Consider the following 16353-nt stretch of genomic DNA (forward strand, 5'->3'; position numbering starts at 1 on the left):
GCCCACCCATGCTGACCGACTTCTTCTACACGCTGCGCGCCGCCAAGCTGCCCGTTTCCGTGCGGGAGTACCTGACGCTGCTCGAGGCCCTGCGCGCCGGCGTGATCGGCCCCTCGGTGGACCAGTTCTACCACCTGGCCCGCATGACGCTGGTGAAGGACGAGGCCCACTTCGACAAGTTCGACCAGGCCTTCGCCGCCTACTTCCAGGGCGTGAAGTTGCTGACCGACTTCGGCCAGGAGATCCCGCTGGACTGGCTCAAGAAGGTGCTGGAGAAGGAGCTCAGCCCTGAGGAGAAGGCTGCCATCGAGGCCCTGGGCTGGGACGAGCTGATGAAGACGCTGGCCAAGCGCCTGGAGGAGCAGAAGGAACGCCACGAGGGCGGCAGCAAGTGGATCGGCACCGGCGGCACCAGCCCCTTCGGCCACGGCGGCTACAACCCGCGCGGCATCCGCATCGGCGGGCCAGGCCGGCAGCGCAGCGCGGTCAAGGTCTGGGACAAGCGCGAGTTCGCCGACTACGACGACAGCCGCGAGATCGGCACCCGCAACATCAAGGTGGCGCTGCGCCGGCTGCGCCGCTTCGCCCGCGAGGGCTCGGACCTGGAACTGGCGCTGGACGACACCATCCGTGCCACCGCGGCCAATGCCGGGATGCTGGACATCCAGATGGTGCCCGAGCGCCACAACAAGGTGAAGGTGCTGCTGCTGATGGACGTGGGCGGCACCATGGACGACCACGTGGCCCAGGTGGAGGAGCTGTTCTCCGCCGCCAAGAGCGAGTTCAAGCACCTGGAGTTCTACTACTTCCACAACTGCGTCTACGACTTCCTCTGGAAGGAGAACCGGCGCCGCTACAACGAGAAGACCCCCACCTGGGAGGTGCTGCGCAAGTACAACAAGGACTGGCGGCTGATCTTCGTCGGCGACGCGACGATGAGTCCCTACGAGATCCTGCAGCGCGGCGGCAGCGTCGAATACAACAACGACGAGGCCGGCGCCGAGTGGCTGCAGCGCCTGACCCACGCCTTCCCCAAGTTCGTCTGGATCAACCCGGAGCCCACCGCGGTGTGGGAATACCGACAGAGCATCGCCATCGTGCAGCGCCTGATGCAGCAGCGCATGTTCCCGCTCACCCTGGCCGGCCTGGAAGGCGCCATGCGCATGCTCAGCAAGTGAGGAGCCGGCCCTGCTGACCCGCGTGTTTCCGCTGCGTCCCGGCCCCTGGCGCCGGGCCCTGTGGCTGGCCCTGGCGATGGGGCCGCTGGCCGCCTGGGCCCAGGCGGCTGAAGGCGTTCCGGCTGCCCCCACGGCATCGGCATCGGCGCCCGCCGTGGTGCCCGACACGGCGGCTTCCGCGCCATCCGCACCGGCCGATGCCGCCGCGGAGCCGGCCTCGGCGGCGGCCTCCGACGCCGCCCCGCCTCCCGCAGCCGCCCTGCCCCGCCTGAGCGTGGACGCGCCGGGTGACCTGCGGGCGCTGCTGGAGAACAACCTGGACCTGGCCCGCGCCCTGAAGCTGCCCGAGGCCGGCGGCCTGAGCGACGCCGAATGGTCCCGCCTGATCGCGGCGGCACCAGCCCAGGCCGAGGACCTGGCCCGCACCGCCGGCTACTTCAATGCCCAGGCCCGCATCACCCAGCTGGAAGGCGGCGGGGCCCAACCCCTGCGGGTCACCCTGAGCCTGGAGCCGGGTCCGACGGTGCGCATCGGCCGTGTCACCCTGCAGATCCAGGGCGAGCTCTACGACCTGGCCGAGGAGGGCCAGGCCGACGCCCAGGCCCTGCGCCAGCAGCTGGAACAGCAATGGGCCCTGCCGCCCGGCGCGCGCTTCAATGAAGACGCCTGGGGCAGCGCCAAGACGGCCGTCATCGCCGCCCTGCGCTCGGCCGGCTACGGCGCGGCCAGCTGGGCCGGTACCGCGGCCGAGGTGGACCCGCAGACCAACCAGGTGCGCATCTTCGCGGTGGCCGACAGCGGCCCGCTCTACCGCGCCGGAGAGGTGCAGATCAGCGGCCTGCAGCGCCACGACCCGGAGCGCATCCGCCGCCTGAGTGGCCTGGCCCCCGGCACGCCGCTGACCGAGGCCCGGCTGCAGGACTACCAGGAGCGGCTGCGCAAGACCGGCCTGTTCGACCAGGTCACCGTCAGCATGGACCCGGACCCAGAGCAGGCCGGCCATGCCACCGTGCTGGTCCAGGTGCGGGAATCCCAGCTGCAGACCGCCACCACCGCGCTGGGCATCAGCACCTCCACCGGCCCGCGCGCCAGCCTGGAGCATGTGCACCGCCAACTGTTCGGCTACCCGCTGACGGCCACCAACAAGTTCGTCTGGGGCAAGAGCGAGCAGTCCTGGAACGGCGAGCTCTCCACCTACCTCAACGAGCACCTGCAGCGGGACCTGGTGGGCGGCCAGGTGGACCGCCTGTTCACCGACGAGGACATGGTGATCTCGCAGCGCCTGCGGGTGGGCCGTTCCACCGAGCACCCCGTGGTCGAGCGCCTGGACTACCTGGAGCTCGACACCTCCAAGGAATGCACCCGCGACGGCGGGCAGTACATCAACTGCGACACCCTCAAGGCCGTTTCCGCCGACACCGACCGCACCTGGCGCAAGGTCGACAGCGTGCTGCTGCCCACCACCGGCTACACGCTCAGCGCCCAGTTCGGCTCCGGCCTGGCCGATGGCAGCGCCACGCGCCGCGGCGTCTTCGGCCGCGCCTATGGCCGGCTGACGATGTACTGGCCGGTGGGCGGCTGGTACACCCAGGGCCGGCTGGAGCTGGGCAAGGTCCTCACCCCCGCAGGCGTGCAGGTGCCCGACAGCCTGCGCTTCCGTGCCGGCGGCGACAACTCGGTGCGGGGCTACGCCTACCGCACGCTGGCCCCCACCACCTCGGACGGCGGCATCACCGGCGGACGCATGCTGTTCACGACCAGCGTCGAAGTGGCTCACCCGATTTCGGACAGCCTGCCCTCGGTCTGGGGCGCCCTGTTCGTCGACGCCGGACGCGCTGCCGACAAGATCAGCGAACTCAAGCCGGCCCTGGGCTACGGCCTGGGCGTGCGCTGGCGCAGCCCCGTCGGCCCCCTGGCGGTGGACTGGGCCTGGGGCCAGGAAGACCACCGCGGCCGCATCCACCTGAACGTGGGCATCGCCTTCTGAACCCGACCATGTCCGACGAGTCCTCCGACCAGCCCTCCGCGCCGACACCACCGGCCGCACCGCGACGCTGGCGCCGTGGCCTGGTGCTGGGCGCGGTCGCGGCCTCGGCCCTGGCCCTGTTCGGACTGGGCAGCCTGAGTACCTGGGTCTGGCGCAGCGAGGCCGGGCTGGACTGGGCGCTGGCCCGGGTGCCCGGGCTGACGGTGACCGGCGCCCAGGGCTCGCTGGCCAGCGGCCGCTTCCAGGCCCGGCAACTGCACCTGGCCCTGGCCAGCGGCACGCTGGACATCGAGAACCTGCGGCTGGAGGGGCTGCGCCCCCGGCCCGGCGCGCGGGCCGGCAGCTGGCTGCAGCTGAGCGCCGACCGCGTGGAAGCCCAGACGCTGCGCTGGCAATCCCGCCCTGGCCAGCCGCCCAGCCCGCCCCCCACCGACCTGGGGCTGCCGCTGGACCTGGACGTGTCCCGGCTGGCCGTGGCCCGCCTGGAGATCGACCAGCTGCCGCCGCTGCTGGACCTGCAAGCCCAACTGGCCCTGGGCGCCAACCGGGGCCAGCAGCACCGCCTGACCCTGCAGCACCTGGCCACCGACCGGCTGAGCCTGCAGGGCCAGGCCCGCATCGGCACGCACGGTGCCATGACCGTGGACGCCCACCTGCAGGCCCGCAGCCTGGCCGGCAGCGGCGCCTGGATGCCCTGGCAGGCCAGCCTGCAGCTGCTGGGCCCGCTCCGCGACCTGCAGGCCCAGGGGCAGCTGGACGGCCAGCCCAGCCACGCCCAGGGCCCCGCCCCCCATGCCGAGCTGAAGACGCAGCTCAAGCCTTTCGACGCCTGGCCGCTGGGGGCGCTCACGCTCACCACCCGGGCCCTGGACCTGGCCAGCCTGAGCAGCCAGGCGCCCCGCACCCGGCTGGATGCCGAGGTCGTCGTGCACAGCGCCGGGCTGGACCGCCCGGCCGAGGCCACGCTGGACCTTCGCAACCAGACCCCCGGCCGCTGGGACCAGGGCCTGCTGCCGCTGCGATCGGCCAGCCTGGCCCTGGCCGGCACCCCCCAGCCGTTGAAGGCCCTGACCCTGACGCGCCTGACGCTGGAATGGGCCAATGCCCAGGGACCGGCGGGACGCTGGACCGGTGAAGGCCGCTACCGCGTGACGGCGGGACAGCCCCTGGGCCAGGCCGACCTCACGCTGCAGTTCAGCCAGTGGCAGCCGGCCGCCCTGGATGCCCGCCTGCCCACCCTGCGGCTGAGCGGCCCGCTGACCGCCCATGCGGATGACCTGCCCGCGCCCGGCACGGGTGCCACCGGCCCGGCCAACGCCAATCCGCGGCTGACCCTGGCCACCCAACTCAAGGGGCCGCTGCAGACCGGGACGGGCAGCAGCCTGCCCGCCAGTCTGGTGCTGGACGGCCAGTTCGCCCGGGATGCCGTGACGCTGCGCACCCTGCAACTGGTGGCCGGCGATGCCCAGGCCCGCCTGGGGGGCGAGGCGCGCCGCCAGCCCTCGGCCCAGTGGCAATGGCAGCTCCAGGGTCACCTGCAGGACCTGGACCTGCGCACCTGGTGGCCAGGCGAGCCCGACAGCGAATGGCGGCGCGCCCCGCAGCGCCTGCAGATGGACCTGGACACCCAGGGCAGCCTGCCGGAGACGGTGTCGCCCGAGCCGATGGCGGTGTGGAACGCGCTGCGCGGACAGCTGCAACTCACGGTGCACCCCAGCGTGATGGCCGGGGTGCCGGTGCAAGGCCGGCTGGACATCGACAAGCGCGGCGAGCAGCAGCGGGCCCAGGCCGATCTGCAACTGGACGACGGCAGGCTGCAGGCCCAGTGGCAGGGGCGCCTGCAGAACCCGCAGGCCTCGGCCGCGCAGATCGAGCTGAAGCTGCCGCAGCTGCAGGCCCTGGCCCCCTGGGTGCGGCTGGCCCCGGCCCTGGCGGCCTGGGCCCCGCAGGCCGGGCAGCTCGACGCCCAGGCCCGCTTGACCCCGCCCACCGCGGGGCAGGCCACCAGCGCGGCCTGGCAGGGCGAGGCCCGGCTGCAGGGCCTGCAGGCCGGTTCGCTGAAGCTGCAGACCCTGAACGTCCAGGGCCAGGGGCGGCTGGACGCCACCGCCCCCCTGCAGGCGGGCCTCCAGCTCGACGGCCTGCAGCAGGGCGAGCGGCGCATCACCCACCTGGAGAGCCGGCTGGGCGGCAGCTTGCGCGAACACCACCTGAGCCTGCGGGCCGACAGCAGCCTGCGCCCGCCGGCCTGGCTGGAGCGGCTGGCCGGCAACCGCGGCGGCGGCCGGGCCCAGCTGCGCGCAGAGCTGGACGGGCGCTGGCAGACCGACGGCGACGGCGGACGCTGGCAAGGCACGCTGCGCGAGGCCCTGCTGCGCAGCGCCGACGGCAGCGGCCAGCCCTGGCTGGCACTGCGCGGCGTGCAGGCCGATCTGCACAGCGACGCCCACGGGGATCTGGTGCAGGCCACGTTCACCCCCGGCACCCTTGAACTGGCCGGCGGCGCCGCGCTGCGCTGGACCCAGGCCGAGTGGCAGGCCGCCAGCGAGTCCCGCCCACCCCACCTGCTGTTCAAGGCCCGACTCGACCCCTTGACCGTCGCCCCTCTGCTGGCCAAGGCCCAGCCCGACATGATGTGGGCCGGTGACCTGAAGCTGGGTGCCAGCATCGACCTGGCCTGGGACCGGCAGCTCAGCCTGGACCTGGTGATGGAGCGCCAGAGCGGGGACCTCAGCATTGACGAGGACGGCCTGCTGTCCACCCCCGGCCGCCTGCCGCTGGACCTGAGTGACCTGCGCGTGGCCCTGGGCGCCCACGGTGGCACCTGGCAGTTCACCCAGGGCCTGGCCGGCCGCCACCTGGGCGTGCTGGGCGGCGTGCTGACCGCGCGCACCACCCCCGAGCGCCTCTGGCCCGACCCCCAAGCCCCGCTGCAGGGCAGCTTCAGCCTGCAGGTGGCCAGCCTCGGCGCCTGGGCCTCCTGGGTGCCCGCGGGCTGGCGCCTGGGGGGCAATCTGCAGGCCCAGGGCCTGGTCAACGGCCGCTGGGGCGCCCCCGAGGTGTCGGGCCAGGCCAGCGGCCAGGGCCTGAGCCTGCGCAATGCGCTGCAGGGGGTGGACCTCGGCGACGGTGCCCTGAAGCTGCGGCTGGAGGGCAGCCACGCCCACCTGGACACCCTGCGCCTGCGCGGGGGGGATGGCTGGATCGAGGCCACCGGCCAGGCCGACCTGGGCGAGCACCCGCAAGCCGAGCTGACCATCGCCGCGCAGCACTTTCGCGCCATCGGCCGGCTGGACCGCCGCATCGTCGCCAGCGGCCAGGCCAGCCTGAAGCTGGACAAGGAGCTGCTGGCCCTGGACGGCCAGGTCGGCATCGACGAGGGCCTGATCGACCTCAGCCGCGGCGACGGGCCCTCCCTGTCGGACGATGTGGTGATTGCCGGTGCCCAGACCACCCCGACCAGCGGTCAGGACACCAACGGCAACACGCCCAAGCGGACCACCCGGCTGAACCTGGCGCTGGACCTGGGCAAGCAGCTGCGCCTGAAGGGGCGCGGCATCGACACCTCGCTGCAGGGCACGCTGAAACTGTCCAACCCGCAGGGCCGGCTGGCCCTGAACGGCACGGTGCGTACCGTGCGCGGCACCTACAAGGCCTATGGCCAGAACCTGCGCATCGAGCGCGGCGAGATCATGTTCAGCGGCCCCCTGGACGACCCGCGGCTGGACATCTATGCCGCCCGCCCCAACCTGGACGTGAATGTCGGCGTGGCCATCACCGGCACGGCGCTCAACCCCCGGGTGCGGCTGGCCAGCGACACCGACATGAGCGACACCGAGCGCCTGAGCTGGCTGGTGATGGGCCGCGCACCCGACAACCTGGGCGAGGCGGACACCGCCCTGCTGCAGCGTGCCGCCCTGGCCCTGCTGGCCGGCGACGGCGAAAGCCCCACCGACAAGGTGCTGGGTGCCATCGGCCTGACCGACTTCGGCATGCGCCACGACACCAGCACCACCAGCTCGGGGGCCACGGTGCAGTCCACCATCTTCAACGTGGGCAAGCAGATCAGCAACCGCTGGTACGTGGGCTACGAGCGCAGCATCAACGCGGCCACCGGCAACTGGCAGCTGATCTACCGCGTGGCCCAGCGCTTCACCCTGCGGGCCCAGTCGGGCGAGGACAACGCCATCGACGCGATCTGGTCCTGGCGCTGGGACTGAAGCCCCTGCCGCCCATGTCACAATCATGGGCTGGCATGCCGCCGTAGTTCAATGGATAGAACGGGGACCTCCTAAGTCTCAGATGCAGGTTCGATTCCTGCCGGGGGCGCCACATTCACACGGCCGCCGTCCTCTGCGGCCTCCCCCTGCGGCCAGGTGCCGCGCGTGAGTCCTCGCTTTCCCGCCAGGCCTCTTGAAAGCGAGACCGAGCCCCCCAAATCCCTGCAACTTTCCGGCCAAATCCGGGTCTGACCACAGGTGGGCGGCTCTATACTGACCGCCTGCGTGCATAGAAAGCGGGACGTCACACATGGGTGCCAAGTTGAAGATGGTGGGTCTGCTCACGATGGGAGCATTGGCCGGCGCGCTGACCACCATCCAGTTCACGGCCGAGGCCCGGAACAGTTATGGCCCGCTGCCGCTGGAAGAAATGCAGCAGCTCGCGGCCGTGTTCGGCATGATCAAGACCGACTATGTCGAGCCGGTCGATGAGAAGAAGCTGATCACCGATGCCATCTCCGGCATGGTCGCGGGCCTGGATCCGCACTCCCAGTACTTCGACAAGAAGTCCTACAAGGAATTCCGCGAAGGCACCTCGGGTCGCTTCGTCGGCGTGGGCATCGAGATCGGCATGGAAGACGGCTTGGTCAAGATCGTCTCCCCGATCGAAGGCTCGCCCGCCTTCCGCGCCGGCCTGAAATCCGGCGACCTGATCACCAAGATCGACGACACCGCCGTCAAGGGCCTGACCCTGGACGAGGCCATCAAGCGCATGCGCGGCGAGCCCGGCACCAAGGTCTTGCTCACGATCTTCCGCAAGAACGAGAACCGCACCTTCCCGGTCACGATCACCCGCGAGGAGATCCACGTCCAGAGCGTCAAGGCCAAGATGGTCGCGCCGGGCTATGGCTGGATCCGCATCACGCAGTTCCAGGATCGCACGGTCGACGATTTCGCCCGCAAGCTGGAGGAACTGTTCAAGCAGGACCCGCAGATGAAGGGCCTGGTGCTGGACCTGCGCAACGACCCGGGCGGCCTGCTGGAAAGCGCTGTGGCCGTGGCCGCCGCCTTCCTGCCGTCCAACGCGGTGGTGGTGAGCACCAACGGCCAGATCCCCGAATCCAAGGCCACCTTCCGCGCCACACCGGACGACTACCTGCGCCGCGGCGGCAGCGACCCGCTCAAGAAGCTGCCCGCTGCCCTGAAATCGGTGCCGATGGTGGTGCTGGTCAACGAAGGCTCCGCCTCGGCCAGCGAGATCGTCGCCGGCGCTCTGCAGGACCAGAAGCGCGCCACGCTGATGGGGGCCCAGACCTTCGGCAAGGGCTCGGTGCAGACGGTGCGTCCGCTCTCGGCCGACACCGCGCTGAAGATCACCACCGCGCGCTACTACACCCCCAGCGGCCGCTCCATCCAGGCCAAGGGCATCGTGCCCGATGTCTGGCTGGACGAAACCGCCGAAGGCAATGTCTTTGCCGCCCTGCGCACCCGCGAGGCCGATCTGGACAAGCACCTGACCAACGGCCCCGAGGCCCAGGCCGACGCCGCCCGCGAGAAGGCGCGCGAGGAAGCCCGCCTGAAGCTGGAAGAACAGCTGGCCAAGGACAAGAACTCGGTCAAGCCGCTGCCCGAATTCGGCAGCACCGACGACTTCCAGCTGGCCCAGGCGCTCAACCAGCTCCAGGGCAAGCCGGTGATGGTCAGCAAGAACATGTCCGAGCGCAAGGCCGAGGCCAACGCGCACTGACCGTCCACGGCGCCAGCGCCGTTTCCGCGTGACCGACGACGACCTGCTGCGCTATTCGCGCCACATCCTGCTGGACGACATCGGCATCGAGGGCCAGGACCGGCTCCTGGCCGCTCATGCGCTCGTCATCGGCGCCGGTGGCCTGGGCTCCCCGGTGGCCCTCTATCTGGGCAGTGCCGGCGTGGGCCGCATCACCCTGGTCGATCCCGACACGGTGGACCTGACCAATCTGCAGCGGCAGATCGCCCACAGCCAGGACCGCATCGGCCAGCCCAAGGTGGCCTCGGCCGCTGCCGCCGTCCATGCACTCAACCCCGGCGCACAACTGGACACGCTGGTGCAGCGGACCGATGCCACCCTGCTGGACCGCTGGGTGCCGCAGGCCGATGTGGTGCTGGACTGCAGCGACAACTTCGCCACCCGGCAGTTGGTGAACGCCGCCTGCGTGCGCCACCGGCGTCCGCTGGTCAGCGGCGCGGCCATCGGGTTTGACGGCCAGGTGAGCGTCTACGACTGCCGCCAGCCCGACGCCCCCTGCTACGCCTGCCTGTTCCCGCCCGACGCCCCGCCGGAAGAGGTGCGCTGCGCCACCATGGGCGTGTTCGCGCCGCTGGTGGGCATCATCGGGGCCACCCAGGCGGCCGAGGCCCTGAAACTGCTGGCCGGCGTGGGCACCTCCCTGGCCGGACGCTTGCAGATGCTCGATGCCCGCCGCATGCGCTGGGACGAGATTCGAATCCCCCGCCAGCCGGCCTGCCCGGTCTGCGGCGCCGCCCACTGAATCCACTTTCCAAGCCGTCCAACATGGCCCCCAAACTGACAGACCCCCGCTTCCCGTCGGCCGAGGAGGAAGCGGCGCTGCAGAAAACGCCTTCGCCCTACGGTGGCCCGGAGAGCAGCTACCAGCTGGCCTTCACCGACCACGACTTCCTGCTGCGACGCGACCTGCGCCCCGTGCGCATGCAGCTGGAGCTGCTCAAGCCCGAACTGGTCCAGCAGGAACAGGGCGTGCAGAGCACCATCGTCATCTTCGGCAGCGCCCGCATCCCCGCCCCCGAGCAGGCCCAGGCCCAGCTGGAGCAGGCCCGGTCCGGCGGTGACGCGCAGGCCCTGCGCCAGGCCGAGACCCGCCACCGCATGAGCGGCTTCTACGAGGAGGCGCGCCGCTTTGCCGCCCTGGTGACCGAGCGCTCGCGCGAGCTGGCCACGCCGATCTACGTCTGCACCGGCGGCGGCCCCGGCATCATGGAAGCCGGCAACCGCGGTGCCCATGAGGTGGGCGGCAAGAGCGTGGGGCTGAACATCGTGCTGCCGCACGAGCAGGAGCCCAACCCCTACATCACGCCGGAGTTGTGCTTCCAGTTCCACTACTTCGCGCTGCGCAAGATGCACTTCCTGATGCGTTCGGTGGCGCTGGCCTGCTTCCCCGGCGGCTTCGGCACGCTGGACGAGCTGTTCGAGACCCTGACCCTCACCCAGACCGGCAAGAGCCGGCGCCGGCCCATCCTGCTGTTCGGGCGCGAGTTCTGGACCCGGCTGATCGATTTCGACTGGCTGGTCGAATCCGGCATGATCCACGCCGACGACCTGAAGCTCTTCCGCTACGTCGAGACGGCCGAGGAGGCCTGGGACGCCCTGGTGCAGGATTACGGCCTGCAGATCGACGGCCGCACGAACGTGGAGAGCGGCGGCCGCTGAGGCCCATCCCCACCCCGGGTCCGAGGGGTGGGCGAAGCCCCACCTTGGTGAGACCGGGCATGGCAAAGCACAATCGCGCCATGCTGAACAAAGTCACCCTCATTGGCGCGCCCACCGACATCGGTGCCGGCGCGCGGGGCGCCAGCATGGGGCCAGAAGCCCTGCGCGTGGCGAACATCGGCCCCATCCTCGAAGGCCATGGTCTGGAAGTGAAGGACCGGGGCAACCTCTCCGGCCCCGCCAACCCCTGGCTCCCCCCCACCGACGGCTACCGCCACCTGCCCGAGGTGGCCGCCTGGAACCGCCTGGTGCACGACGCCGTGTACGAGGAACTCAGCGATGGCCGCATGCCCATCCTGCTGGGCGGGGACCACTGCCTGGGCCTGGGCTCCATCAGCGCGGTGGCCCGCCACTGCCGCGACACCGGCAAGAAGCTGCGCGTGCTGTGGCTGGACGCCCACGCCGACTTCAACACCAGCGCCCTGACCCCCAGCGGCAACATCCACGGCATGCCGGTCGCCTGCCTGTGCGGCTTCGGCCCCCGGGAGCTGATCGAGATCGGCGGCCAAGTGCCCGCCATCAGCCCCAAGTGGGTGCGGCAGATCGGCATCCGCAGCGTGGACCCGGGCGAGAAGCGCTTCGTCCACGAGCAGGGCCTGGAAGTGTTCGACATGCGCTACATCGACGAGATGGGCATGCGCCACGCCATGGAACTGGCCCTGGCCACCCTGGACGCCAACACCCACCTGCACGTGAGCTTCGACGTGGACTTCCTGGACCCGGAGATCGCCCCCGGCGTGGGCACCACCGTGCCCGGCGGCCCCACCTACCGCGAAGCCCAGCTGTGCATGGAGATGATTGCCGACACCGGCCGCATGGGCAGCCTGGACGTGGTGGAACTGAACCCGGCACTGGACGTGCGCAACAAGACCGCCCAGGTGGCGGTGGACCTCATCGAAAGCCTGTTCGGCAAAAGTACCCTGATGCGGCCCAAGGTCTGAAGGCGGCAGTCACGCTAGCATGGCGCCTTCTTTCTGACCGCGTGCCCAGGGAGGGCCCATGAAGCGTTTCTGCAGTTTGTCCGTGGCGGTGCTGACGGCCGCCGTCCTGAGTGCCTGTGGCGGGGGTGGCAGCACCGATGCCGGATCGACCACCTCCTACGCGACCCAGGCCGCGTGGACCAACCTCTACAGCGCGGGCAGCCACGCCTGGGCGCTCAGCGGCACAGCGACCTACCAGCCAGCATCGGGCGGCAGTGGCAGCTACCCCACCACAGCAACATTGAGTCTGGCAGCTGGGGCGGATGCACCCTTCCCGGCCAACAGCGTCCCCGCGTATGTGCTTCGCAGCACGAGCGTCACCACCGTGAGCGGCTATCCCTCCGAATCCAGCACCAATGACTGGTACCTGGACGCCAACTACCGTTACATGGGTGCCGTGGACGGCGATGGCTATTGCGAGGTAGCAACCCAGTCCGCCCTGCCCCCCGCCTACGCCAAGATCGGAAGCTACGGCACGTTGGCTACCTTCGAGCTTTATGACAGCTGCGGCTCCGGTGCGACCCTGCTCGGGACCGGTAGCCTGCAATGGAGCTTGGAACTGGCGGGAGGTCAAACCTACTTCTGTCTGTTCAACCAAGGTGGTTACACAGGGGGCACCAGCTACACGGAGAAGGACTGCATGACCATCGACGTCAATGGCGTGATTGGCCAGTCGGCCACCATCACTTCGTCCCTCATTTCAACGGATGGAGTGACCTCTCTGAACCTGAGCACCAACTGAGCCGACGGCTGACTCAGGGGGCTGGCACGGTGCCGGCCCCCAGGATCCACCCTTCCAGGGCATCGGCATCCCCCGGCCAGCCGCCCCGCGGCTGGCCCGCCCCCCAGGCGGCCTGCAACAGGCACAGCACCGCATCCAGCGTGTCGCCGCGCGCATCCTCCACCAGGTCCTCGCGCTGGGCATGGGAAAGCCGCAGCCGCAAGCCCCAGGGCTGGCGCCCCTGCTCCAGCGCATCCACCAGGTCCTTGCGGGCGATCAGCCGCTCCGGCGTCTGCTTGGCCTTCTCGTCGCTCTTGTAGCTGCGCCGGCCCAGCACGGCCCGCGCCAGCAGGCCGGGATAGGCCTCCAGCGCCAGCCGCGCCGGGTCGCCGGCGGCGTGCCCCACCAGCGTCACCCCTGCGGTGCGCAGCAGCGGCACCCCCGCGTGCATCATCCAGGCCACCGGCGGGTTCACCCACTTCATGCTGGGCGAGGCCCCCGCCGGCCCGTCGCACACACGGTGGGCGAACTTCTGGCCCACCGGCCGGGCCGCGCAGAAGGCCGCGAAGGCCGCTTGCAGCTCGGGCCGCGAGGTTCGGGCATAGCGGCTCATTGCCTCGGCCCAGTCCAGCGGCCAGCCCCAGGCTTGCAGCAAAGAGCGCGGCAAGCCAAAAGGCAGGTCAAAGCCCCCCAGCCAGGGGCCAGGGGCCGACAGGCGTTCCGCCAGTGTCGGCAAGGCATTGAAGCGCTCGATCGCCTCCAGCTTCACCACCGCTCCCGCGCGCCGCCCCCAGGCCAGCACCACCGGCTTCTGGCGGCTGGGCGCGCTGGAGAAGTCCACCCCCAACAGCGGCAGCGCCTCGAGCGCGCAGGGCAAAGGCGGGAACAAACCGCCGGCCGCGGTGGGGGGGGCGCGCAAACTTTCCATGCGGCCATTTTCGCGGCCGCCCCGGCACCGGGCCGGCTTGGGGACAATCGGGCCCATGCAGATGTCGAGGACACAGCGTCGCCTGCTGGTGGCGGCGCTCACGGGAATGGTGTTGATCGGAGGGGCCTGGTGGGCCTGGCGGCTGGCCCTGCAGCAGTTGCAGGCCCGCCTGACGCAGGCCCTGGGGCCGCGGGCCCAGGTGCAGTCCATCACGCCGGGCTGGAACGGTGTGACCATCAGCGGCCTGCGCCTGGCCGCCGCGCCGGGCTGGCCGGACGCCGAGGAACTCTCGGCACGCCGCATCTGGCTGCAGCCGGCACTGGACAGCCTCTGGTCGGGGCCCTGGCGCATCCGTCGCATCGAGGTGGAAGACGGCCACATCAGCCTGCTGCGCAACCGCCAGGGCCAGCTGCGCCTGCTGCCGGGCCTGCTGGACGAGCCGGCCCGCAGTGATCCGAGCCAAGGGGCCGGCGCCCGCCCTTCGTCCCGCAAGGCGACCACGCCGGCCTCGACGCCCGCCTCCGCCATGCCGCCCGCCGACATCGGCGACACCCTGGTGATCGACAGCGTCGCGCTGCAAGGCGTGCAGGTGGATCTGTACGACGACTCCTTCCGCCCCGCCCTGCGCCAGCCCCACCGGGTGCAACTGGCTGATCTGCACGCCCAGGTCCAGAACCTGCACCTGCCGGCACTGAACCAGGCGATCGGCCTGGAACTGCAGGCCCAGGTTCGTGGGGGAAGCCAGGGCACCGGCGGCAAGGCCCCTGCGCCGCAGGACGGCACGCTGAGCTTGCGGGGCGAATTCACCCCATCCAGCCACGACGCCCAGATCGAGGCCCAGGTGAAGAGCGTGGACCTGCGGGTGCTGCAGCCCTATCTGCTGACGGTGAACGCGGGCGGCGTGCGCCAGGGCCGGCTGGACCTGAGCCTGCACGCCACCGTCAAGGCCAACCGCCTGCATGCTCCCGGCACCGTGACCCTGACAGGCCTGGAACTGGGCCATGGCAGCGGCTGGTGGGACCGCTTCGGCGCCGCCGGCCGCCAGGCCATGCTCAACACCCTGGCCGACAAGGGCCGCATCGAAGTGCATTTCACGCTCGACGGCCGGCTGGACGACCCGAACTTCTCGGTCAACGACAGCCTGGCCCAACGCTTTGCCACCGGGCTGGCCCAGGCCCTGGGCGTGAGCGTGGGCGGCGTGGTGGAAGGCGTGGGGCAGATGATCAAGGGGCTGTTTGGGCGCTGATCGGTCGGTGGCGGATTGCCAGCCAAGGCGCAGGTGCTTTCGTCACAAGATCGGCATGTCATTGACTCGCTGCACCCCGCCCGAACTGCGGAAGGCGCTTGCAGAGCAACCTGAAGAGGTTCGAGCGCAGCACCAGGCGCATCGTAATCAGGCCATCAAGGCCTATTGAGAACTCCCGGACACGCTGGCCAAGCACATGGAACGCTCGAAAGCTGCCTGGACAGACAACGATGCTAGGCGCAAGGCTCAGAGTGAACACTCAAAAGCGCACTGGGCTGCCAAGAGAAGCAAGGCAAGTACTTCAAGAACACCGGAGTGACATCCGCTGCTGCACCGAGGTCATCATCTTCGGCCAGTGACATCAGCTGCGATATCGACAACAAGCACCGCAAGCACTTCGGCGAGCTCGAGACACTGGCCAAGCTCGCCATCGGCCCACATCGAGTGCATCGAGAGCGATGGGGTGATGATCATCGTACACACCGACATCACCAGTGTGAGCATGTTCAGTTCTTCAAGATCATCCAGGACAACTTCATAGGAGAAATACCCCCATTTCTCACCTGTGAGCAGGGGCCTGCACCCAGAGGAAAATTGGGTCTTAGCTCAGGCCCAAAGGGCAGTCGGTTGAGTGTCTAGCACCCCTCAGCAGGGGTGGCGGTGTGTTCTGGAGTCAGTACCATTTCGGCACCGAGATGCGTTCACCAGCCACTGAACACGATGCCAACCCCTAAGCAACCCACGCGATCTTCCCCCGACTCTGAGCTCATGCAAGCCTTTGTTGGCGACCCGCCAGGAATGAAGCTCGGGGCACTCTTCATAATAAGGGCCCCAAAGCTATTAGCCGCAATCATCGGGGCCGGTGGAGCCACAGCCCTTGTGCGCGAGCTCTTGCGCCACTTTGCCTGACCCGACTTGCGGCTCTAGCGGCCTTCTTGCCTCCCTCACAGTAAATACAGCCATGTATTACTTGGGAGCAAAACATGGCATACCCACGCAAGTGCGCAATCCAAGCACCGGGCGAAGGCTGGAGAGAGCGTCTCAGGAAGTCCAAGGCTGACTTCACCAATCGTGATCTCGATGAAATCCGCACGGACCTCGAAACAAGGTCTATGCAATGGCGCTTGACGGTGCCTCAATGGCAACCATTGCCGCACACTTCGGTGTAAACCGCCTGGAATTCATGGGCGCGTTCCATGAGGTCTGGTCTGCCGGTAATGCCGAACTCAGGGCCGTCATAGCGCAAAACTCGGTCTGGTACGGGCTAAAGTCTAATATCCCGGCTGCCAATATCTGGCTTGGCAAATCCAAGGGTGGTCTTGCCGAATCTAAGTCAGTTGACGTAGAGGCCGACGACGACTCTGAGGTCACATTAAACGTCAGTATCGTTCGGAAGCAAGAGCAGTCAGAGGACGAGTAATGGGCGCGGCAGGGTCTGGCCGGCAGTTCACCCCATGAAATATTACCCGGCACCTCACTGATCGACTGAAGGCCAGGGCAAAGGCAGAAGCCGTTGCACAAATCAGGGAACAACCTGGCATGGCCTTCAGTTTCGAAACACCTGACCCAAGCGACGGAATCGTCCCGG

12 protein-coding genes and 1 tRNA gene are annotated in these 16353 nt (G+C 69.5%); 11 read left to right on the plus strand and 2 right to left on the minus strand.

All coding sequences use genetic code 11. The features are described from left to right. Positions 1 to 8 precede the first annotated feature (8 nt). The 9 genes from LRM40_RS12760 (at position 9) to LRM40_RS12800 (ending at position 12612) form a co-directional block, all read left to right on the plus strand. Positions 9 to 1178 carry a vWA domain-containing protein gene (locus LRM40_RS12760; protein WP_151124427.1) on the plus strand — a complete coding sequence of 390 codons (1170 nt, stop codon included), beginning with the start codon at positions 9 to 11 and terminating at the stop codon, positions 1176 to 1178. 22 nt (positions 1179 to 1200) lie between these two features. Continuing rightward, entirely contained in the window at positions 1201 to 3165 is a 1965-nt protein-coding gene (locus tag LRM40_RS12765) for an autotransporter assembly complex protein TamA (RefSeq protein WP_231067537.1), read from the plus strand. 8 nt (positions 3166 to 3173) lie between these two features. Further along, on the plus strand, positions 3174 to 7385 hold the full coding sequence (locus LRM40_RS12770; RefSeq protein WP_151124428.1) for a translocation/assembly module TamB domain-containing protein: 4212 nt from the start codon (positions 3174 to 3176) through the stop codon (positions 7383 to 7385). Positions 7386 to 7422: 37 nt separating this feature from the next. Beyond that, positions 7423 to 7497: transfer RNA gene (locus tag LRM40_RS12775), tRNA-Arg, on the plus strand. 198 nt (positions 7498 to 7695) lie between these two features. After that, positions 7696 to 9132: a S41 family peptidase gene (locus LRM40_RS12780; RefSeq protein ID WP_151124429.1), complete on the plus strand. Its 1437-nt coding sequence runs from the start codon at positions 7696 to 7698 to the stop codon at positions 9130 to 9132. A gap of 28 nt (positions 9133 to 9160) precedes the next feature. Further along, positions 9161 to 9913, plus strand: coding sequence for a HesA/MoeB/ThiF family protein (locus tag LRM40_RS12785; protein ID WP_151124430.1), 753 nt, complete (start codon positions 9161 to 9163; stop codon positions 9911 to 9913). Between the two features lie 23 nt (positions 9914 to 9936). Then, positions 9937 to 10830 carry an LOG family protein gene (locus tag LRM40_RS12790; protein WP_151124431.1) on the plus strand — a complete coding sequence of 298 codons (894 nt, stop codon included), beginning with the start codon at positions 9937 to 9939 and terminating at the stop codon, positions 10828 to 10830. A gap of 80 nt (positions 10831 to 10910) precedes the next feature. Continuing rightward, entirely contained in the window at positions 10911 to 11831 is a 921-nt protein-coding gene (gene rocF, locus LRM40_RS12795) for an arginase (protein ID WP_022981307.1), read from the plus strand. 58 nt (positions 11832 to 11889) lie between these two features. Then, positions 11890 to 12612, plus strand: coding sequence for a hypothetical protein (locus LRM40_RS12800; RefSeq protein WP_151124432.1), 723 nt, complete (start codon positions 11890 to 11892; stop codon positions 12610 to 12612). A gap of 13 nt (positions 12613 to 12625) precedes the next feature. On the opposite strand, the gene LRM40_RS12805 is transcribed toward LRM40_RS12800, so the two are convergent. Then, positions 12626 to 13519, minus strand: coding sequence for a DUF429 domain-containing protein (locus tag LRM40_RS12805; protein WP_151124433.1), 894 nt, complete (start codon positions 13517 to 13519; stop codon positions 12626 to 12628). A 106-nt stretch (positions 13520 to 13625) separates the two neighbouring features. On the opposite strand from LRM40_RS12805, the gene LRM40_RS12810 reads away from it, so the two are divergent. Next, complete coding sequence (locus tag LRM40_RS12810; protein ID WP_231067538.1) at positions 13626 to 14765, plus strand: DUF748 domain-containing protein; 1140 nt, start codon at positions 13626 to 13628, stop codon at positions 14763 to 14765. A gap of 342 nt (positions 14766 to 15107) precedes the next feature. Here the strand turns inward: LRM40_RS12810 and LRM40_RS12815 are convergent, their stop codons facing one another. Further along, positions 15108 to 15269 (minus strand): hypothetical protein, encoded by a 162-nt coding sequence (locus LRM40_RS12815; protein ID WP_170288883.1) that lies wholly within the window; start codon positions 15267 to 15269, stop codon positions 15108 to 15110. Positions 15270 to 15903: 634 nt separating this feature from the next. Here LRM40_RS12815 and LRM40_RS12820 point away from each other — a divergent pair. Further along, positions 15904 to 16185 (plus strand): hypothetical protein, encoded by a 282-nt coding sequence (locus LRM40_RS12820; protein ID WP_151124435.1) that lies wholly within the window; start codon positions 15904 to 15906, stop codon positions 16183 to 16185. Positions 16186 to 16353: the final 168 nt, after the last annotated feature.

Origin of the sequence: Ideonella dechloratans (genome assembly GCF_021049305.1) — a bacterium.
GTDB lineage: Bacteria > Pseudomonadota > Gammaproteobacteria > Burkholderiales > Burkholderiaceae_C > Ideonella > Ideonella dechloratans.

Excerpts from the sequence above, each read along its gene's own strand:
- LRM40_RS12800 (WP_151124432.1), top strand. The coding sequence starts at position 11,890 with ATGAAGCGTTTCTGCAGTTTGTCCGTGGCGGTGCTGACGGCCGCCGTC.
- LRM40_RS12790 (WP_151124431.1), top strand. The coding sequence starts at position 9,937 with ATGGCCCCCAAACTGACAGACCCCCGCTTCCCGTCGGCCGAGGAGGAA.
- LRM40_RS12815 (WP_170288883.1), bottom strand. The coding sequence starts at position 15,269 with ATGCTCACACTGGTGATGTCGGTGTGTACGATGATCATCACCCCATCG.
- LRM40_RS12805 (WP_151124433.1), bottom strand. The coding sequence starts at position 13,519 with ATGGAAAGTTTGCGCGCCCCCCCCACCGCGGCCGGCGGTTTGTTCCCG.
- LRM40_RS12820 (WP_151124435.1), top strand. The coding sequence starts at position 15,904 with ATGGCAACCATTGCCGCACACTTCGGTGTAAACCGCCTGGAATTCATG.
- LRM40_RS12810 (WP_231067538.1), top strand. The coding sequence starts at position 13,626 with ATGGTGTTGATCGGAGGGGCCTGGTGGGCCTGGCGGCTGGCCCTGCAG.
- LRM40_RS12780 (WP_151124429.1), top strand. The coding sequence starts at position 7,696 with ATGGGTGCCAAGTTGAAGATGGTGGGTCTGCTCACGATGGGAGCATTG.
- LRM40_RS12770 (WP_151124428.1), top strand. The coding sequence starts at position 3,174 with ATGTCCGACGAGTCCTCCGACCAGCCCTCCGCGCCGACACCACCGGCC.
- LRM40_RS12760 (WP_151124427.1), top strand. The coding sequence starts at position 9 with ATGCTGACCGACTTCTTCTACACGCTGCGCGCCGCCAAGCTGCCCGTT.
- rocF (WP_022981307.1), top strand. The coding sequence starts at position 10,911 with ATGCTGAACAAAGTCACCCTCATTGGCGCGCCCACCGACATCGGTGCC.